At 61.8% G+C, this 19,432-nt stretch carries 15 protein-coding genes; 4 read left to right on the forward strand and 11 right to left on the reverse strand.

All coding sequences use genetic code 11. The features are described from left to right. Nucleotides 1–116: 116 nt before the first annotated feature. From IE061_RS01300 to IE061_RS01315, 4 genes are all read right to left on the reverse strand, one after another. Nucleotides 117–3,305 (reverse strand): efflux RND transporter permease subunit, encoded by a 3,189-nt coding sequence (locus IE061_RS01300; protein WP_193460767.1) that lies wholly within the window; start codon nucleotides 3,303–3,305, stop codon nucleotides 117–119. Beyond that, entirely contained in the window at nucleotides 3,305–4,585 is a 1,281-nt protein-coding gene (locus IE061_RS01305) for an efflux RND transporter periplasmic adaptor subunit (protein WP_039176416.1), read from the reverse strand. The genes IE061_RS01300 and IE061_RS01305 overlap by 1 nt, the downstream gene beginning before the upstream one ends. Nucleotides 4,586–4,651: 66 nt before the next feature. Continuing rightward, on the reverse strand, nucleotides 4,652–6,124 hold the full coding sequence (locus IE061_RS01310) for a TolC family outer membrane protein (protein ID WP_039176419.1): 1,473 nt from the start codon (nucleotides 6,122–6,124) through the stop codon (nucleotides 4,652–4,654). A 147-nt stretch (nucleotides 6,125–6,271) separates the two neighbouring features. Then, a complete protein-coding gene (locus tag IE061_RS01315; RefSeq protein WP_373294926.1) occupies nucleotides 6,272–8,230 on the reverse strand; it encodes a sigma 54-interacting transcriptional regulator in 1,959 nt (652 codons plus the stop codon). Between the two features lie 300 nt (nucleotides 8,231–8,530). On the opposite strand from IE061_RS01315, the gene IE061_RS01320 reads away from it, so the two are divergent. From IE061_RS01320 to cynS, 4 genes are read left to right on the forward strand one after another with little or no spacing between them, the layout of a single operon-like run. Next, entirely contained in the window at nucleotides 8,531–9,949 is a 1,419-nt protein-coding gene (locus tag IE061_RS01320) for a CmpA/NrtA family ABC transporter substrate-binding protein (RefSeq protein WP_016914562.1), read from the forward strand. Between the two features lie 2 nt (nucleotides 9,950–9,951). Further along, entirely contained in the window at nucleotides 9,952–10,809 is an 858-nt protein-coding gene (gene ntrB, locus IE061_RS01325) for a nitrate ABC transporter permease (protein WP_039176425.1), read from the forward strand. 10 nt (nucleotides 10,810–10,819) lie between these two features. Next, entirely contained in the window at nucleotides 10,820–11,776 is a 957-nt protein-coding gene (locus IE061_RS01330; RefSeq protein WP_096922562.1) for an ABC transporter ATP-binding protein, read from the forward strand. Next, nucleotides 11,769–12,209, forward strand: coding sequence for a cyanase (cynS, locus tag IE061_RS01335; protein ID WP_039176430.1), 441 nt, complete (start codon nucleotides 11,769–11,771; stop codon nucleotides 12,207–12,209). The genes IE061_RS01330 and cynS overlap by 8 nt, the downstream gene beginning before the upstream one ends. A gap of 103 nt (nucleotides 12,210–12,312) precedes the next feature. On the opposite strand, the gene xylB is transcribed toward cynS, so the two are convergent. The 7 genes from xylB to IE061_RS01370 are packed head-to-tail and all read right to left on the reverse strand — an operon-like array spanning nucleotide 12,313 to nucleotide 19,422. Beyond that, nucleotides 12,313–13,797, reverse strand: coding sequence for a xylulokinase (xylB, locus tag IE061_RS01340; protein ID WP_193460768.1), 1,485 nt, complete (start codon nucleotides 13,795–13,797; stop codon nucleotides 12,313–12,315). Then, nucleotides 13,797–15,284, reverse strand: a complete 1,488-nt coding sequence (locus IE061_RS01345) for a mannitol dehydrogenase family protein (protein ID WP_193460769.1) — start codon at nucleotides 15,282–15,284, stop codon at nucleotides 13,797–13,799. The genes xylB and IE061_RS01345 overlap by 1 nt, the downstream gene beginning before the upstream one ends. Further along, complete coding sequence (locus IE061_RS01350; protein WP_052196356.1) at nucleotides 15,268–15,933, reverse strand: nucleoside/nucleotide kinase family protein; 666 nt, start codon at nucleotides 15,931–15,933, stop codon at nucleotides 15,268–15,270. Before IE061_RS01350 ends, IE061_RS01345 begins: the two co-directional genes overlap by 17 nt. Nucleotides 15,934–15,940: 7 nt before the next feature. Beyond that, nucleotides 15,941–16,726: an L-iditol 2-dehydrogenase gene (locus IE061_RS01355; protein ID WP_193460770.1), complete on the reverse strand. Its 786-nt coding sequence runs from the start codon at nucleotides 16,724–16,726 to the stop codon at nucleotides 15,941–15,943. Beyond that, a complete protein-coding gene (locus tag IE061_RS01360; protein ID WP_039176442.1) occupies nucleotides 16,710–17,408 on the reverse strand; it encodes an HAD family hydrolase in 699 nt (232 codons plus the stop codon). Before IE061_RS01360 ends, IE061_RS01355 begins: the two co-directional genes overlap by 17 nt. Next, entirely contained in the window at nucleotides 17,405–18,562 is a 1,158-nt protein-coding gene (locus IE061_RS01365; protein ID WP_039176445.1) for an ABC transporter ATP-binding protein, read from the reverse strand. Before IE061_RS01365 ends, IE061_RS01360 begins: the two co-directional genes overlap by 4 nt. Before the next feature lie 11 nt (nucleotides 18,563–18,573). Beyond that, the gene (locus IE061_RS01370; RefSeq protein WP_193460771.1) at nucleotides 18,574–19,422 is read right to left on the reverse strand and encodes a carbohydrate ABC transporter permease; all 849 of its coding nucleotides are present in this window, start codon (nucleotides 19,420–19,422) and stop codon (nucleotides 18,574–18,576) included. Nucleotides 19,423–19,432: the final 10 nt, after the last annotated feature.

The raw sequence follows: 19,432 nt of genomic DNA on the forward strand, positions 1-19,432 counted from the left end.
GCTCATCTTAGCCATGTCAGTAGCTCGGGCATTGACCCGTGTCAGCCTTTGGCCCGACGCCCACAAAAAACGGGCACCCCGTGGGGTGCCCGTCTGGTGGATCGCTGGCGATCAGGTCAGGTCTGATCGTGACCCAGCGCCGCCTGCTCATCCTCCTTGCGCTCAGGATGACGCTTGCGGTAGAGCCAGTCAGAAACAGTGGCAATCATGGCGTAGAAGCTGGGAATGAACAGGCTGCCCAGAATAGCGACGGACGCCATGCCCACGGCCACCGTGGTGCCGATATGGTGGCTACTGACATCACTGGCCCCGGTGGCCAAGGCCAGCGGCAGCGTACCAAAGATGAACGCCAGCGAGGTCATGACGATGGGCCGGAAGCGCAGCTCGGCCGCCGTGATCGCGGCTTCACGAATCGTCTTGCCCTGCTCTTTACGCTGCAGCTCGGCAAACTCGACGATCAGGATCGCGTTCTTGGCCGCCAGCCCCACGACCACCAGCATACCGATTTGCACGTAGACACTGGTATCCAGCCCGCGCAGCACGATACCGCCAATCCCCCCGAGGAAGGCAAACGGAGTGGCCGTCAAGACTGCCAGCGGCAAGGACCAGCTCTCGTACTGGGCTGCCAGGATCAGGAACACCATCAGGATACCGAACACGATGGCCAGCATGGCGGTATTGCCCAGATTGGCCTCCTGATACGCGGTACCAGTCCAGCCCATGCCCCAGTTCGGCCCCAGCGTTTCCAGCACGACTTCTTCCATGGCCGCGATGGCTTGTGCCGAGCTGTAGCCCGGAGCCGCCCCGCCCTGGAACTGCGCCCCGGTGTACACCCCGAAGCGTGACACTACCGAAGGCCCTACCTGGCGCTCCAGCGTCACGAACTCGGATAACGGAATGCGCTCACCGTTGCCGCCCCGCACGTAGACATTGTTGATGTCTTCGGGGGTCTTGCGGAACTCGTCCTCGTTCTGCAGATACACCTGGAAGTTACGGTTCTGGTAGCTGAAGAAGTTGACGAAGCCATTACCAAAGGTATTGGAAAGTGCCGAAGAGATATTCTCCAGGGCCACCCCGTAGCTCAACGCTTTCTGCTGGTCGATCTCCGCCCGGAACGAGGGAACGTTCACGTTGAACGTGGAGAATACTTGATTCAGCGCAGGGTGCTGGTTCGCCGCCCCCATGATCTGCAGCGATGCCTCATACAGCTCACGGGGCGATGCGCCGTCGAAGGATTGCAGGTAGCCGGTAAAGCCCCCAGTGGTCGACAGCCCCATGATGGGCGGTACGTTGAAGGCCATGGCCGAACCACCGTCAATGCTGGCACCCAGCTGCATGATACGGCCCACCAGCTCGTTGGCGGTCAGGTCGCGCTCCGACCAGGGCTGCATGTTGACGAACATGATCCCGCGTGCGGTGTTCACCGCGCTGGACAGAATGTCATACCCTGCCACCGCCGAGGAGTACTGCACGCCAGGGATATCTTCAATGGCAGCACTTAGCTCGGCCATGTAGTTCTGGGTACGATCCAGCGAGGCGGCGTCCGGCAGCGACACGCTGACCAGCACGATCCCCTGGTCCGTTTCGGGCACCAGCGTGGAGGGCGTATTGGCATACAGCCAGTAAGAGCCCGCCCCGACAGCCACGGTCAGCGCCAGCGCCAGCACCCAGAAGCGCACCAGCTTCTTCACGAACCACATGTATAGCGCCGTGAAGCCTGCAAAGAAACGATCGAACAGGCGCAGCGGCGTGGTAATGGCTCGCTTGAAAGCGGACTGACGGGTCTTGTGCAGGTTGTGCTTGATGAAGATCGCGGACAGCGCCGGGGTGAAGGTCAGTGCCATCAGCGCCGACAACGCCACCGAGATCGCCACGGTAATCGCGAACTGCTGGTAGATCTGGCCCGTGAAGCCGCCCATGAAGGCCACCGGCACGAACACCGCCGCCATGATCAGCGACGTGGCGATGACCGGCCCGCCGACCTCTTTCATGGCGCGAATGGTGGCATCGCGAACGCTGATATCGTCCTCTTCGCTGAGCACCCGCTCGACGTTCTCCACCACCAGAATCGCGTCATCCACCACGATACCGATCGACAGCACCAGCGCGAACAGCGTCAACAGGTTGATCGAAAAGTCGAACAGGTAGAAGCCGGCAAAGGTACCAATCACCGAGACCGGCACCACCGACATGGCGATGACCGTAAAGCGCCAGTTCTGCAGGAAGATGAACAGAATCACGATAACGATCAGGAACGCTTCGATGAACGTCTTGAGCACCGTCTCGACGGACGCATCGATGAACAGCGTCGTATCGTAAGGCGTCACGTACTCGAGCCCTGGCGGGAAGCGTTCAGCCAGATCTTCCATGGTCGCCCGAACCGAGTTGGCCGTCTCCAGCGCGTTGGCGCCCGGCTGCTGGTTGATGATGATGGGTGTCATGGTCGCGCCGTTCAACCGCGCATCCACGCCGTAGAAAGAGGCACCCAGCTCGATCCGTGCCACGTCTTCCAGGCGCAGCGAAGAGCCATCGGCATTGGTGCGCAGGAAGATGTTACGGAAATCATCCGGGCTGGAAAGACGCCCGCCAGCGGTAATGGTGTAGGTATAGGCACGCGGCTCGCTCTGGGGCGTCGCGGCAAGATTACCGGCCGGAATTTCGGTGTTCTGAGCGCGAATGGCACTGGCCACTTCGCTCGGGGTCAGGTCGTACTGGGCCAGCTTGTCGGGATCCATCCAGATCCGCATGGCAAACTCGCCGCCCCCCAGCACCTCGGCGTTGCCCACGCCAGGCACCTGGCGCAGCTCATCGAGAATGTTGAGGGTGGCATAGTTCTGCATGTAAACGTTGTTGTAGTCACCGCTGGGCGAGGTCAGCGCGACCAGCATCAGAATGGAGTCGGAACGCAGCTCCACGGTGACACCCTGAGACTGAACGGCCTCTGGCAACTGGGACAAGGCCCCCTGCACGCGGTTGTTGACGTTGATGGTGTTGATATCACCATCGGTGCCGATGTTGAACGCCACGCTCAGGCTCATCAGGCCGTTGTCGGCGCTGTTGGAGGTCATGTACAGCATGTCTTCCACGCCGTTGATGGCTTCCGCCAGGGGCGCGGCCACGGTCTGTGCCACGGTCTCCGCATCGGCACCAGGGAACTGCGCCTGTACCGAGACCGTGGGCGGCACCACGCTGGGATACTGCTCGATGGGCAGTATCCGCATCGCCATCGCGCCTACCAGCGTCAGGATAATCGCCAGCACCGTGGCGAATATCGGACGACTGATAAAGAAGTTAGAGAAATTCATTATTGAGCACCCTCTTCCCCTTCCGCGGGCGCATCACCGGCGCCTTCGGACATCTCGGCAGCCGCTTCGGCCTGCTCCTGCTGCTCCTGCGCTTCGGCTTCTTCCACGTCATCGACCAGCTGTTCTGCATCGCCATCGAAACGCACCGGGTCGATCTCCATGCCCGGCTCGATACCCGCCGGGTCACCTACCACAACGCGCTCGCCAGGCTCCAGGCCATCCAGGATGATCTGCCAGGGGCCAGCCACATCGCCCAGTTGAACCGTCCGCTCACGCGCCTTGCTTTCGTCGTCCAGCACGAAGACACGAGGGCCCATCAACCCTTGGGTAACGGCAATTTCAGGCACCGCCATGACGTCGAAGCGCTTCAGGCCTTCAAGGCGTACGCGCACGAACTGGCCCGGCAGTACTTCCCCGTCAGGATTGTCGAACGTGGCCGATGCTTGCACCGTACTGGTGCCGGTATCCACACGGGAACCGAGGAAATTCAGGCGGCCCGCCAGCTCACCACCAGCGCTACCCGCTAACCCGGGCACGCTGAGATGGGCGGTAATGGAGGACATGTCACCGGCGCTGTCGGCCAACTGACGACGCAGCTCAAAGGCATCACGCTGGGGTAGCTGAAAGCGCACTTCCAGCGGGTCCAGGGGCGTGATGGTGGCCAGCTCAGTGCCTGACGTGACCAGGTTGCCCACGTTGATCTGGCTCAAGCTGATCATGCCCGAAACGGGCGCGGTGACGTTGGAGTAGCCCAGGTCCAGATTGGCACTGGTGAGTGCGGCTTCCGCCTGTGCCACGCTGGCCTGCGCAACCCGCTGCTCTGCCAGCGCCTGGTCGTACTGCTGGCGGCTGACCGAGTTCTGGCTCAGCAGCTGCTCGAAACGCTGCGCATCCCGCTGGGCGCGTGCCAGCTCTGCCCGGGCGCTCTGCAGGTCTGCTTCACGCTGGTTCACCGTGGCCTGGTACAAGTCCGGCTCGATGGTGTAGAGGCGATCTCCCTCCTCGACCATTTGCCCGGGTTCGAAATGTCGCTCTTCCAGAAAGCCGTTGACCCGCGCCACCAGCGTGACTTCACTGTCGCTACGCAGCAGCGAAGGATAGGATTTGTTGAGCGGAATGTCCTGACGGCTTACTTCAGCGACTTCCACCGCGTGGGGTGGCGCTTCCTGCTGCTGGCCCTGCTGCTCCTGGGACGGCTGTTCCTGGCCACAAGCGGTCAGCGCCAGCACGGCGATCAGCGTCACCAGGCTCGCCCGGGTGGAGTGCATCACTCTTTTCATGCGTCGAATTCCCATTCATTTTTTCTGTACGTTGACGGATCGCAGGCGTGCCCCCATTGGCCGCGCTCAGGCGCCTGGGGTAGGAGGAGCACCAATGTCCATCGCGCGCTGGTAAGTATCAGGCGCGTTGCTTTCAGGCAGGGTGAAGTTGACGCTGTCACCGGTCAGCCAGGCATTGACTTCCTCGATGGCCGCCACGTCCAGCATGCCCGACTGCTGGCGCAGCGACATCAGATTCACCACGTAGTCGTAGCGCGCTTCGGCGTAGCTGGCGATGGCGTTATAGAGGTTCTGCTCGGCATTCAGCACATCGACGATATTGCGGGTACCCACCTCGTAGCCTGCGCGCGTCGCTTCCAGAGCGCTGCGGGTAGACACGATGGCCTGGCGGCGAGCATCCACGGTTTCCACGTTATTGCTGACCTGGGTGTACAGCGAGCGCACCTGTTGAATCGTGGTGCGGCGCTGGGACTCGAAGTCGTACTGGCTACTTTCGAGCTGGAAGGTGCCCTGGCGAATACGCGCACTGGTGCTGCCACCGGTGTAAATCGGCAGGTTGGCGGAAACGCCTACCTGGCTAGAAGAGTTGTAGCCACTGACCACATCGCTGTCGCTTTCCGAGTATTGATAGTTGGCGAACGCCTGCACGGTGGGTAGACGCCCTGCCCGGGCGATTTCCACACCGGCCCGAGACAGTTCGATACCTGCCCGCTGGGCCAGTACCTGCGGGTTGCGCTCCAGTGCCTGGTCGACCCAATAGTCACGGTCGGTGGGCGCAGGGAGCGCAATCGGCATGGCGTCACCCAAGGCATCGATGTTGGCGTAACGCTGCCCGGTCAACTGCTCCAGCGCTTCGAACGCCACTTGCAGGCTGCTCTCGGCGGCAATGCGGTCGGCCCGAGACTGGTCGAAGCTGGCCCGCGCCTCTTCCACTTCGGTAATCGCAATCAGCCCGACCTCGAACTGCTCGCGGGCCTGTTCCAGTTGGCGGCCAATGGCGCGCTCTTGCGCCTGACGCGCTTCCAGAACCTCATGGGCACGCAGAATATCGAAGTAGGCGCTGACCACGTCGATGAGCAGCTGCTGTTCCGTCGCGGCCAAAAGGTAGACCTGCTGATCGATCTGGCGCTCGGCCTGGTTGAGCTCCTGGCGCGTCACGGCATTGAACAGCGCCTGGGTCGCTTCCAACGACAGCGATGCGGTGTTGTAACGGTCATCGCTGACCCCCACCGCGGCCTGGTCGGCACCCACGCCGACGCCCGCCCCCCGCGCAGAACCCTGGCTTTCGTACTGCTGGTTGTGCACGACACTACCGGAGGCATTCACCTGAGGCAGCAAGCCGCCGCGCGCCACGTCCCGGCCCGCTTCCACGCCAGAAAATTCGGCGCGTGCCGAGGCAAGGGCAGCGTTGTTGTTCAACGCATCGCGGGTGATGGTGACCAGGTCGGCCGCTTGGGCAGGCAGAATGAAGGAGGAGGTCAGCACGGCCAGTAGCAAGGGGCGTAAAGGGGCATTGACTGCCCAGTGTGCTAGTCGCATGGGATTGCCTCTAGGTGTCAACGTTGGAAGACGCGCAGCGCCAGTCTGAAAGAGTGGGCATTATAGTTACATTCATGTATGTATGCTAGCCTTGAACTTGGCGAATTTGTGTGTACAAAGTGCCTGCCCAGCCCAGCACCTTTTACCTTAGTCCAATGCACCGTTGGCAGGGGGCTTTTTACATTCACGACGCCTGAATCGACGCGGGTCGATGCCCCACTTTTGCAGCCGGGAGGCCAGCGTCGTCGGTTTGACGCCCAATAGCTCCGCCGCCCCGCCCGCGCCAGAGATCTTGCCCTGTGTCGCTGCCAGCGCCTTCAGCACGTTGTCCCGCTGGTGCTGCTGTAGCGCCTGTTCGGTCATCGGTGTCTCGGCAAGAGGCTCGGCGCCCTTGTCACGCTCCTCCATGACCTGCCCCGGCACACTGGGCTCCGGCGGCAACAGGTCGTCGAAGCAGAGCCGGCGGTCCTGGGTCACGATCACCTGTCGTTCGATGACGTTTTCGAGCTCGCGGATATTGCCAGGCCATGGATAGCGGGTCAGCAGCTCCAATTGGGCGGGAGGAATACGCACGCCCGGCTTGTTGAACTTCAAGCAGGCGCGGTGCAGAAAATGTCGCGCCAGCAAGGGCACGTCCTCGATGCGCTTGCGCAGCGGCACTGAATCGATGGGAAACACGTTGAGCCGGAAATAGAGATCCTCTCGGAAATGCCCGGCGTCGATCATCTCTTTCAAATCACGGTTAGTGGCCGCAATCACGCGCACGTCCACCTCGCGGGTGCGGTTGTCCCCCACTCGCTCGAACTGCTGATCCTGCAATACGCGCAGCAGCTTGCTCTGCAGCTCCAGCGGAATTTCTCCTACCTCGTCAAGAAACAGCGTGCCGCCGTGGGCCAGCTCGAAACGCCCCGGACGATCCTGCATCGCCCCGGTAAAGGCCCCTTTGACATGGCCAAAGAACTCACTTTCGAACAGATCTCGCGGTATGGCGGCACAGTTGACCCGAATCAGCGGCCGGTCGCTGCGCCCACTCCCGGCATGAATGGCCCTGGCGATCAGCTCCTTGCCCGTGCCGGACTCACCGCTGATCAAGACGTTGGCCCCGGTCGGCGCCACCATGGCAATCTGCTGGATCAATTTGGCCACCGCCGGGCTGTTGCCCACGATATTGCGGTGATTGACCTCTGCCTTGATCTCCTCCTGTAGGTATTCGTTCTCTAGCTCCAGCCGCCGCTTCAGCGACTCGACCTCCTCCAGGGCATCGCGCAGCTGCTGCTCTGCCCGTTTGCGTTCGCGGATATCGCGAAACAGCACCACGGCCCCCACCAGCCGCCCCATTTCGAAAATGGGGGTGCTCGTATACTCGACGGGAATCGCCTCACCGTTCTTGTGCCAGAACACTTCATCGTCGACGTGGTGCACCTGGCCATCGCTGAACGAGGCATGAATGGGGCACTGCTGCACCGGGAAATGCGAGCCATCGGCATGGGTATGGTGAAACATCAAATGCGCATCGTGGCCCACCATATCCTCGGTGCTCCAGCCCAGAATGCGCTCGGCCGCTGGATTGACGAAAGTGGTTCTGCCCTGCGCATCCAGCCCGTAGATGCCCTCTCCGGCAGCGCTGAGAATCAGCTGGTTCTGCCTTTCGATTCGCTCGAACACCTGCTCGACGCGCTGCCACCCTACATCCCCCTGGCGATGCTGACGCCCCAGCTCGGCCCGGGCGCGCCGCTGCTCGGCCTTCTGCCGGTCGATCAGGGTCAACAACAGTCGCGGGGTGTCCGGCAAACGCTCACCGAAGACTTCTACCCGGCGTGGCTGACGCACGCTGTCCAGCACCACCAGGTCATCCGACCACGCCTGCCCGGTAGTCAATACCTCATCGGTAAAGCTGACCCACAGCGGCAAGGAGGCACTCAACCGATGGCTGAATGGAGACGCCCGCCAATCGCCCTCTTCCAGCATCAACAGTTGGCAGGCCGCCGCATTGGCAGCCACCAGCTCATCGGCCAGCGGGTCGATCACCAGCATGGCCAGCGGGGCATGGCTGGCCATGAGCTTGAGCGACGGCTCGCTCATCAACAGCTCGGTCGTCATGGGCATGGGGGGCATCTGCATCTCCTGGCGATGGCGGCGACATACCCACTACCCATACAAACAGCGGGCCAATAACGATATTTCGTCATTTAAACAACGAAATATCGTTATTAACGAAAAATCGTTGTTTTCAAGCATGGCCTCCAAGATTCCACCAAACACCACAACTCATTGAATTTATGAATCTTTAAACAAAACGGACGGTTGTGGCACACAAGTCGCACTATCAAAACAGTGCCGCAACGCTCTGTTTCGCACCAAGACGGCGCAGCTAGAAGCCCATTTGCTCCTGAGAGGTGAACGCCCATGAAAGAGAACAATGACCACAGCAGTCTCGGCAACCCTTTCGATCACCGTCAATCGCTGATCCATGGCCGCCAGTGTGATTGCCACCAGTGCCACCCTGCCCGCCCCAGCGTATCTTCCCATCAGGCCACCTTGGCCAGTGGCGAAGCGCCGCCCAGCAATGCCGAACAGATCATGGACCGAGTCGTGGAGAGCGCGCTGGTTCGTGGCATCTTTGGCCATAGCGACATGCACCGCCGGCAATTCATGAAGCTGGTGGGTGGCGGCACCGCGGCGGCAGCCCTGGCCACATTGCTGCCCATGGAGTCGATCAAGGCGGCGGTCAAGGAGAGCTTGGGCCCGCTGGAGAAAACCGAGCTGGACATCGGCTTCATTCCGATCACCTGCGCCACGCCCATCATCATGGCCCACCCCATGGGGTTCTATGAGCGTTACGGCCTGAACGTCAATGTGATCAAGACCGCGGGCTGGGCGCTGATTCGCGATAACTCGCTGAACGACCGGTACGATGCCGCCCACATGCTCTCCCCCATGCCGCTGGCCATGAGCCTGGGGGCAGGCTCGACCCAGCGGGCCTTCGTGACGCCTGCCATCGAGAACGTCAATGGGCAAGCCATCGTGCTGCACAACGACCACCAGGACAAGCGTGACCCGCAGCAGTGGAAAGGCTTCACCTTCGGCGTGCCCTTCGAATACTCCATGCACAACTTCCTGCTGCGCTACTACGTGGCCGAGCATGGCCTGGACCCGGATCAGGACATTCAGATTCGCGTCATTCCGCCCCCCGAAATGGTCGCCAACCTGCGCGCGGGCAACATCGATGGGTTTCTCTCCCCCGACCCGTTCAATCAGCGCGCCGTGTTCGAGCGCATCGGCTTCATTCATCTGCTCACCAAGGAGATCTGGGACGGCCACCCGTGCTGCGCCTTTGCCACTAGCGCTCGCTTTGCCCAGCAAAACCCCAACACCTACGGCGCGCTGCTGCGGGCGATCATCGATGCCACCCAATACTCCTCCGACCCGGCCAACCGTTCGGAAATCGCCGAGGCCATTGCCCCGACCAACTACCTGAACCAGCCGGTCACGGTGATCGAGCAGGTGCTGACAGGGCGCTTTGCCGATGGCCTGGGCAATGTTCAGAACGTGCCGGACCGGATCGACTTCGACCCCTTCCCCTGGCAATCCATGGCCGTCTGGATCCTGACCCAGATGAAGCGCTGGGGCTACATCGAGGGCAGCGTCGATTATCAGCAGATTGCCCGGGATGTCTTTTTGGCCAGCGAAGCACGCACGGTGATGAACGAGCTGGGCTACGACGCCCCCGAAGAGACCTCGCGCAACTACCAGATCATGGGCAAGACCTTCGACTACACCGACCCCGAAGGGTATCTGGCCAGCTTTGATATCCGCAGGAGCTAATCATGGACCGTACCACCACCGACTGGAACATCAGCCTGAATGCACGGGCTGCCTTGTTGGCCTTCGTCCTGCTCGCCGTACTGCTGGGGCTGTGGGAAGGACTCGACCGCTCGCCGCTGCTGGGCGGCACGGAAGAGCTGAGCGAATACGAGCTGCTGCTGGGCGGGGCCGATGAAACGGCCCGTGTCCCCCCGCCGTCGGCGATTTTCGAGCGGGCCTGGGAGCAGCTTTCCAACCCTTTTTATGATGCAGGCCCCAACGACAAGGGGATCGGCATTCAACTGGGTTACTCCCTCTACCGCGTGCTCAGCGGCTATCTCATGGCCGCCGTGGTGGCCATCCCCATCGGCTTTCTGATTGGCATGTCACCGCTGGCGTATAAAGCGCTCAACCCGTTCATTCAGGTCTTGCGGCCGATTTCTCCCTTGGCCTGGATGCCTCTGGCGCTGTTCATCATTCGGGATGCCGAAGCCTCGGCCATCTTCGTGATCTTTATCTGTTCCATTTGGCCGATGCTGCTCAATACCGCCTTTGGCGTGGCTGGCGTGCGCAGCGACTGGGTGAACGTGGCACGCACCCATGAACTGTCGCCGCTGCAAACGGCCTTCAAGGTCATTTTGCCCGCCGCGGCCCCGACCATTCTGACCGGCATGCGCATCTCCATCGGTATTGCCTGGCTGGTCATCGTCGCCGCAGAAATGCTCGTGGGTGGTACCGGCATCGGCTACTACGTCTGGAACGAGTGGAACAACCTGGACCTGACCAGCGTGATCTTTTCCATCCTGATGATTGGCGTCGTCGGCATGCTGCTGGATATGTCGCTGGGCTATGTCGCCCGTTTCGTCACCTACGCCGAATAAGGAGCCTGTCATGAGTCATGCCTTTGTAGAGGTGCAGAAGGCCGCCAAACGCTTCCCCGGCGCTGGCAAGGACGCTGCACCGCTCACGGTCTTCGAAGACATCAGCTTTCAGCTCAAGAAGGGCGAGTTCGTCTGCATCATCGGCCACTCCGGCTGTGGCAAATCCACCATCATGAATGCGCTGGCCGGGCTGGATCAGTTCTCCGAAGGCTCCATGGTCATGGATGGCAAGGAGATCCATGGGCCGAGTCTCGAACGTGGCGTGGTGTTTCAAAACTACAGCCTGTTGCCCTGGCTCACCGCGCTGGACAACGTGCGCTTTGGCGTACGTGCCCGCTGGCCCGCCTGGAGCGAGCACGAGATCACCGAACACAGCATGAAATACCTGACCTTGGTGGGTTTGAAAGAAGTGGTCGGCCGCAAGCCCGCCCAGCTTTCTGGCGGCATGCGCCAGCGGGTCAGCATCGCGCGTGCGTTTGCCACCAAGCCCAAGTTGCTGCTGCTGGATGAGCCCTTTGGGGCCCTGGATGCCCTCACCCGTGGCGTCATCCAGGACGAACTGGTCAAGATCTGGAGCCAGGACCAGCAGACCGTGTTCATGATCACCCACGACGTGGACGAAGCCATTCTGCTGGCCGACCGTATCTTCCTGATGACCAACGGCCCCCAGGCGCGGATTGCCGAAGCGGTCGAAATCGACCTGCCACGGCCGCGCCAGCGGGCGGAGATCGTCAAGCATCCCCACTTTTATACGATTCGCAACTACCTCGTCGACTTCCTGGTAAACCGCTCCAGTGAGCTACGTACCCAGGAATTCGACGGCAAGGGCCTGCGCTACCCCACACCGGTCAACCCCGTGACCCTGGCAGAAGGTAGCGCCACGCCCGTCTCTACTCCGGCACCGACGACGGTGCCGCCCCAAGAAAAGCTGGTCACATTTACTCCCAAGGAGATCCGTCATGGATAAGCTTGAAATGCGTCACACCCTTCTTGCCGCCAAGGCACGCAAGCAAATGAGCTGGGACGAGATTGCCAGCGCGGTCGGCATGTCGCCGGTCTGGGTGGCGTCAGCCTGCTACGGCATGAACAGTGCCAGTGCCGATGTCGCCCATAAACTGTGCGACGTGCTGGAAGTCGATGGCGACGTGGCCACCGCGCTGACCGCCTTCCCCACCAAGGCGTGGGATGAGGCCATTCCCCAGGACCCCTTCATCTACCGCCTGTACGAAGTGGTCGGCGTTTACGGTGAAACCCTCAAGGATGTCGTGCAGGAGAAGTTTGGCGACGGCATCATGAGCGCCATCGACTTCACCATGGAAATGGAAAAGATCGAAGACCCCAAGGGCGACCGCGTGCTGCTCACCCTGAACGGCAAGTTCCTGCCTTATAAATCCTGGTAAGCCGCCTGGGGCCACCCCGCCCTGCAGCCACGTCAGCGCCTGTCGATGAGACAGGCGCTGACGTTATGGTGCATGGAGTGAGCGGCATTTGCAGCAATGGGTATTAAAGCGAGTGACGCTGCGCCAACAGCGCCAAGTAGCGCTGATACGCCTCATGGTACGCGGCCACACGCTGGGGTTCCGGCTCTGCCAGTGAGGCAGCGTCCAGGTGCACCAACCGCTCGCAGAGCGAGGCCAGGCTCACGCCCTCGGGGCCCAGGTCGCACCAGGCTGCCTGAATGGCGGCGCCCAGAGCGGCGGCATCGGTGATCTCGGGGCAGATCACTTGGGTATTGGTCATGTCGGCCACCATTTGCCGCCACACGGGGCTGTTCGCACCGCCGCCGATCAGCCGAATCTGGCGGGTACCCGCGGCCAGTTCTCCCAACAGCTCCAGCCCGTAGCGCAGGCCAAAGGTAGCGCCTTCCATCACCCCACGACACAGGTTGGCCTGGGTCATGTTCACGCTGGTCAAGCCCAGAAAGTCGCCAGAGGCATCCGGCAACATGGGCACCCGTTCCCCGTTGAAGAACGGCAGTACCGTCACGCCTTCGGCGCCAATCGGGGCGCTGGCCACCCGCTCGCCAAAGGCCGCCAGATCCAGCCCGAACAACTCTCGCACACGGGTCGTTGCCGACGTGACGTTCATGGTACAGATCAGCGGCAGCCAGCCACCGTGGCTGGCGCAGAAGTTGGCCACCATGGCGCTGTCGCAGACCACGGGCTCGGGCGAGTAGGCACATACCGTGCCGGAGGTTCCCAGGCTCAAGGTAATCAAGCCACGGGTAATATTGCCGGTGCCAATCGCCCCCATCATGTTGTCGCCACCGCCGGAAGAGACGATCACGCTATCGCTCAGCCCCAGCTCTTGCGCTACCAATGGGCGGACTCGACCAACGGGCTCTCGGGGCTCGATGAGGCGTGGCAGCACGCGCTCAGGGTCGAGTTCTGGCGCAATGGCGGCGAACACCTCTTTTTGCCAGCGCTGGGTACGGGTGTCGAAATAACCAGTGCCCGAGGCATCGCCTGCCTCGGTGACCCGCTCACCGGTCAGCCAGAAATTCAGGTAGTCATGGGGCAGCAGCAGCGTGGCGATACGCTGATAGGCGTCCGGGTGGTGCTCGCGAAGCCAAGCCACTTTCGAGGCGGTATAACCGGTTTGCAGCACCAGGCCAAGCTTCGCCAGGCAGCCCGCTTCACCGCCCAACGCTTCGACCAGCGCACTGTTTTGCGCGCTGGTTTCGGTATCACACCACAGCTTGGCGGGATACACCGGCACGCCGTCGGCATCGAGAGCCACCATGCCATGCTGTTGACCGGAAACGCCAATGCCGCGTACCTGTCGGGCATCGATGCCCGACCGCTGAATGGCCTCGGAAAACGCCCCCTTGAGCGCCGCCAACCACTCGGCGGGCGACTGCTCGCGGCGGCCGTGTTCGCCTTCGTCCAGGCGGTGCGGGCGGCTGCCTTCCCCCAGGATGACGCCACGCTCCACATCCACCACCACGACCTTGGTACTCTGCGTACCGCAATCCACCCCGATATACATCACACGGTTCCTTTCGACGCGACCAGAGCTTCAAGGGTAGCCCGTGCGCCCCGCTCATGCAGCGACTTCAGCGCCTCCAGGTAGGCATCAAGGAAGCGGGGCTGCTCTGCCAGGTCGCCAAACAGCTCGCGGTTTTCCACGAAGGCCGCCGGGTGGGTGCGGTTATTGGCGGCAATGGCCATCAACGGCTCTCGCAAGCGGTCCACGATCTCGATGGGGTTGCCCTGCTCGTCGACCCCTTCGGCATAGCGTGCCCAGCTGGCCACCACGGCAGCGCTGCGCTGGATCTCGCCGCTCTGGGCAAGCTGCTGGCGAATCACCGGCACCAACCACTTAGGAATACGATCCGAGCTTTCCGCGCACAGCCGCGCCAGGGTGTCTCTGATTTGAGGATTGGCAAAGCGCTCGATCAGCGTCAACTGATAGCTTGCAAGGTCCACCCCCGGCACGGGGGCCAGCGTCGGCGTGCCCTCTTCGCGCATGTACCCCAGCAAGAACTCCACGAACAGCGGGTCCTGGCACACCTCATGGGCGTAGCGATAGCCCGCCAAATAACCAAAATAAGTGAGCGCCTGATGGCTGGCGTTGAGCAGGCGCAGTTTCATCAGTTCGTAGGGCTCGACATCATCGACGACCTGAACACCAACGTTCTCGAACGCCGGGCGACCCAAGGGAAAGTGGTCTTCCAGCACCCATTGGGTAAAGGGCTCGCACACCACGGGCCAGGCGTCTTCAACGCCAAAGCGCTGGGCGAGCTCTTCGATATCCGTAGGCGCGGTCACCGGCGTGATACGGTCCACCATGGCGTTGGGAAACGCCACCTCGGCAGCCAGCCAGTCACCCAGCTCTGCACTGCGGGCGCGGGCGTAGGCGCTGAACATGCGTTTGGCCACGTCGCCGTTGCCCTGAATGTTGTCGCAGGACATCACCGTAAACGGCGCAATGCCCCGTGCCCGGCGGCGCACCAAGGCTTCCACCACAAGGCCAAAGCTGGTGGAGGGGCGCTCTGGATGGGCGAGATCGTCGCGCACCTGGGGGGCGTCCAGGTTGAACTCTCCGCTGACCGGATGAAAGTTGTAGCCACCCTCCGTGACCGTGAGCGACACGATTCTGATGGCGGGGTCCGCCATTGTTTCGATCACCGCGTCGGGGTCCTCCGGGGCAAACAGGTAATCCACCATGCTGCCAATCACCCGGGGCCGATACTCGCCATCGGGGTATTTCACCACCAGGGTGTAGAGGAAATCCTGAGCTGCCAGCACCTGCTGCATGCGCTTGTCGCCGGGCATGACCCCGACCCCCACGATCCCCCACTCCAGCGCTTCGCCCTGGTTCATCAGAGCATCCACGTACATCGCCTGATGAGCACGATGAAAGCCCCCGACCCCGATATGCACGATGCCGGGGGTCAGTGCCTGTCGGTCGTAAGCAGGTCTCTGTACGGCCTGGCCGAAGGCCGCCAGCGTATGGTTATTCAACGAGGTCATGGTCACTCTCCGAGAAGGTGGACAGGGATGGTCGCCAGCGCTGGTCAGGTGACACGCTGCGCGTTTTCACCAGAGCCGCGTTGAGCATGTCTTTCTGGTGGGTTCGCTCCATGGCACCCGCGAGGTCCTGCCCCATGCACAGCCAGCGCTGTATCAGCCGCTCGGCCAGCACGGCATCCTCCACGTCGATGAACAGCGTCCAGTCGAACAGAGAACGCAGCGCTCGCCAGGGCTCCTGGTCGAGCAGCAGATAATTGCCCTCCACGATCACGATGCGATGGTCGGGCGTGATCAAGCGCCCCCCGGCCCTCGCCAGGTCCAGCGGGCGATCGAAAATGGGCACGGCCACCGGACGGTCAGCGCGACGAATACGTGCCAGGTCGTGGCGAAGGCCGTCCACGTCGAACGTATGCGGCGCTCCCTTGAGCGGGAGCTGCTCTTCCCCCAGGACAGCGTTATCGAAGTGATAGCCATCCATGGGCACGACCGCTGCCACCCCTGGCTGGCGCTGATTGAGCGCATCGCACAGCAGGACACTCCCATAAGACTTGCCAGCACCAGGTGGCCCGGCCAGGGCAACCATATAGCGCGCTTGGCCTTGCGCGGCATCCAGCAGCTGGTGGCTCAACGAAACAACATCAGGGCTCATTGGCATCTCAACTCATCCAGTTGCCGCCATCGACGTTGAGCGTCTGGGCGACAACGTAATCGCTATCTTGGCTAGCCAGGAAAACAGCGGCTCCCGTGTGGTCTTCCGGCACTCCCATGCGGCCATAGGGCACGGCTTCACCCACCAACCGTTTCTTCTCTCCCAGCGGGCGGTGCTCGTAGCGGGCAAACAGCGCATCGACCTCTTGCCACATCGGCGTATCCACCACGCCAGGGGCTATGCCATTGACGTTGATGCGATGTTTGATCAAATCGAGCCCGCAGGATTGGGTCAGGCTGATCACGGCGGCTTTGCTGGCGCAGTAAACGCTCACCAGGGGCTCGCCTCGTCTGCCCGCCTGCGAGGCCATGTTGATGATCTTTCCACCCTGCCCCTGGGCCACCATGGCGCGAGCCACGGCCTGCAAGGTGAAAAACATGCCTTTGGTGTTCACCGCGAACTGTTTGTCGAAGCTGGCTTCGGTGACCTCCAGCACGGGCGCCATGTCGAAGACCGCGGCGTTGTTGACCAGAATGTCGATACCGCCAAAGCGCTCGAAGACCTTGCTCACCATGGCGTCGATGGACGCCTGATCGCATACGTTCAGCACCACGCCCATCACCCGTTCGGCGTCGGTATCCTGCTGGAGCGTGATGAGCGCTTCGTCGACGGCCCGGGCATCGATGTCGGCCACCACGACGCTGGCTCCTTCCAGAAGATAGCGCCGAGCGATGGCCAGCCCGATCCCCCGAGCGCCGCCGGTAATCACGGCCCGTTTATCGCGTAGTTTCATTGTGATCGTGTCCTTGCAGGTAGAGTTGCCACTCATCGACCAAGGCGTGCAGCCCACGCATGTGCAGCAGGATTCGCCAGGCGCCAGCGGCCAGCAGTCGCGCATGTTGGCGGTCATCCACATGGCTGGCACCGACAAAGCCAATCACCTGCATGCCTGCCGCCCGGGCAGCCGTCACTCCGGCCACGCTATCCTCCACCACCAGGCACTGCTCAGGAGGGCAGCCAAGCCTGCTCGCGGCCAGGTGATAAATGGCCGGGTCTGGTTTCGGGTGGTCGACCTGCTCGGCGGTGAAGATGGGCACGTCTCCCAATACGTCGGCCAATCGCGTGGTCGCCAGGGAGGCCTCCACACGGCGACGACGGCTGTTGGAAACGATGGCCTTGGGCAGACTGATGCCACTTACCGCTCGGTGCACACCCTCGATGGCGGTCAGCTCACGCAGCAGCCGCGACTCGATGGCTTCATCCACCTGCTCAGATGCATCCGCTGGCAGCGCATGGCGGCTCTGCTGCTCGAGATGGTGCAGAATATCGGCCGTCGTCATGCCCAGGGCTTGCCCCAGCAGCGTCGGTATATCCAGGTCTGGCAGCCAGTGGGTCAGGTAGGTTTCCAGGGTCTGCTCGGCGAGAAACTCGCTGTCCACCAGAACACCGTCACAATCAAAGATCAGTGTCTTCATGCGTGCCCTCCGGGTAGCTCTGGCTCGCTGGCGGCACGGTTGTCCTGGCGTGTCAGGCTGGCCAACGGATGGCGAGAAAGGCTCTCCAGTGCCAGGCCTTGGGCGTCGAAGAGATGCGCGCGCTGCGCATCGAAACCGAACGTCACGGTATCGTTCACACGGTAGGCCACGTCACCGTCGGCCATGATCGTGATCAGCAGCTCGCCCATTTGCACGTACAGCGAGGTTTGCCCACCCAGCCGCTCCAGCACCTTGATTTGGCCACTCAAAGGGCCGTTTTCATCCAACTGCAGATGCTCCGGGCGAATGCCCAGCTCCAGCGCTTCGTCGCTGGCGAGCCGTTCACCTGCTACGGGAATGGTGCAGAGTCTCCCACCAGGCAGGCGCACGGTGACACCATCATCGCCAAGGGAGCGCTGCTCGACGCTGAAGAAATTCATCTTGGGCGAACCAATGAAACCTGCCACGAACCGGTTACGCGGGTGGTGGTAGAGCGCCATGGGCGAGCCTACCTGCTCTACCACGCCATCGTGGAGCACGACGATTTTATCGGCCATGGTCATGGCCTCTATCTGGTCGTGGGTGACGTAAATCATCGTCGCGTCCAGCTCTTCGTGCAGCCGCGCCAGCTCGATACGCATCTGCACCCGCAGCGCCGCATCCAGATTGGAGAGCGGCTCGTCGAACAGGAAGATGCTGGGATTGCGCACGATGGCGCGACCAATGGCGACCCGCTGGCGCTGGCCGCCCGAGAGCGCTTTGGGCTTGCGGTCCAGCAGCGGTTCGAGCTGCAGGATCCGAGCGGCTTCCAGCACCTTGGCGCGGCGCTCCTCTTTGGGTACCCCGGCCAGGCGCATGCTGAAGCCCATGTTGCCCTCGACGGTCATGTGCGGGTAAAGCGCATAGCTTTGAAACACCATGGCCAACCCTCGGTCGGCGGGGCCCACCTCGTTCATGCGCTGGCCATCGATGAGAATATCGCCGTCACTGGCGCTTTCCAGCCCGGCGATCATGCGCATCAGCGTGGATTTGCCGCAGCCGGAAGGCCCCACGAACACGACGAACTCACGATCATTGACATCGAGGTCGATGCCCTTGATGACCTGGGTGTCGCCAAACTGCTTGGTGATGTTTTTCAGTTGCAAGGTTGCCATGGAAAATTCCTTTACTTGACGGCACCAAAGGTCAGGCCGCGCACCATCTGTTTTTGGGTCATCCAGCCGAGCATCAGGATGGGCGCAATGGCCATGGTGGACGCCGCCGACAGCTTGGCCCAGAACAACCCTTCAGGGCTCGAGAAGGAGGCAATGTAAGCGGTCAACGGTGCCGCTTTCGACGAGGTGAGATTGAGACTCCAGAACGCCTCGTTCCAGCTCAGGATCACCGACAGCAGCCCGGTAGAAGCGATGCCCGGCAAGGTAAGCGGCAGCAGCAGGAAAAATACCTCTTGAAGGGTAGAGGCGCCGTCCATACGGCCCGCTTCGAGGATGTCCTTGGGCATGTCCTTGAAGAAGGTGTAAAGCATCCACACCACGATGGGCAGGTTCATCAGGGTGTAGATGATGATCAGCCCGGTACGGGTATCCAGCAGTCCGACATCGCGGAAAATCAGGTAGATAGGTACCAGAACCCCCACCGGAGGTAGCATCTTGGTAGAGAGCATCCACAGCAGCGTGCCTTTGGTACGTTGGGTGGGCAAGAAGGCCATGGCGTAAGCCGAGGGAATGGCAATCAGCAAGGCTAAAAACGTGGAGCCAAACGCGACGGCCACGCTGTTCAAGGCAAAGCGGGCATAGCCCGAGCGGGCCTGAACGGCCTGGTAACTTTCGAGCGTAGGCGAAAAAATAAAGCTGGGGTCGGCGATCGCCGCCGTTTCGGTTTTGAATCCGGTCAGCACCATCCACAGGATGGGAAAAAAGATCACCAAGGCCACGGACCAGCCCAGCAGGGTCAGCAGTAGCTGCCGCAGCGGTAACGAACGTGCGTTGGCGGAGGCGTTACGATGCAGGGTCATACAGAGACTC

The sequence above is a fragment of the Vreelandella hamiltonii genome (assembly GCF_014651795.1).
GTDB lineage: Bacteria > Pseudomonadota > Gammaproteobacteria > Pseudomonadales > Halomonadaceae > Vreelandella > Vreelandella hamiltonii.

Bases quoted from the DNA above. Each gene is read 5' to 3' on its own strand.
- IE061_RS01300 (WP_193460767.1), bottom strand. From the start codon at position 3,305: ATGAATTTCTCTAACTTCTTTATCAGTCGTCCGATATTCGCCACGGTG.
- IE061_RS01305 (WP_039176416.1), bottom strand. From the start codon at position 4,585: ATGAAAAGAGTGATGCACTCCACCCGGGCGAGCCTGGTGACGCTGATC.
- IE061_RS01310 (WP_039176419.1), bottom strand. From the start codon at position 6,124: ATGCGACTAGCACACTGGGCAGTCAATGCCCCTTTACGCCCCTTGCTA.
- IE061_RS01315 (WP_373294926.1), bottom strand. From the start codon at position 8,230: ATGCCCATGACGACCGAGCTGTTGATGAGCGAGCCGTCGCTCAAGCTC.
- IE061_RS01320 (WP_016914562.1), top strand. From the start codon at position 8,531: ATGAAAGAGAACAATGACCACAGCAGTCTCGGCAACCCTTTCGATCAC.
- ntrB (WP_039176425.1), top strand. From the start codon at position 9,952: ATGGACCGTACCACCACCGACTGGAACATCAGCCTGAATGCACGGGCT.
- IE061_RS01330 (WP_096922562.1), top strand. From the start codon at position 10,820: ATGAGTCATGCCTTTGTAGAGGTGCAGAAGGCCGCCAAACGCTTCCCC.
- cynS (WP_039176430.1), top strand. From the start codon at position 11,769: ATGGATAAGCTTGAAATGCGTCACACCCTTCTTGCCGCCAAGGCACGC.
- xylB (WP_193460768.1), bottom strand. From the start codon at position 13,797: ATGTATATCGGGGTGGATTGCGGTACGCAGAGTACCAAGGTCGTGGTG.
- IE061_RS01345 (WP_193460769.1), bottom strand. From the start codon at position 15,284: ATGACCTCGTTGAATAACCATACGCTGGCGGCCTTCGGCCAGGCCGTA.
- IE061_RS01350 (WP_052196356.1), bottom strand. From the start codon at position 15,933: ATGAGCCCTGATGTTGTTTCGTTGAGCCACCAGCTGCTGGATGCCGCG.
- IE061_RS01355 (WP_193460770.1), bottom strand. From the start codon at position 16,726: ATGAAACTACGCGATAAACGGGCCGTGATTACCGGCGGCGCTCGGGGG.
- IE061_RS01360 (WP_039176442.1), bottom strand. From the start codon at position 17,408: ATGAAGACACTGATCTTTGATTGTGACGGTGTTCTGGTGGACAGCGAG.
- IE061_RS01365 (WP_039176445.1), bottom strand. From the start codon at position 18,562: ATGGCAACCTTGCAACTGAAAAACATCACCAAGCAGTTTGGCGACACC.
- IE061_RS01370 (WP_193460771.1), bottom strand. From the start codon at position 19,422: ATGACCCTGCATCGTAACGCCTCCGCCAACGCACGTTCGTTACCGCTG.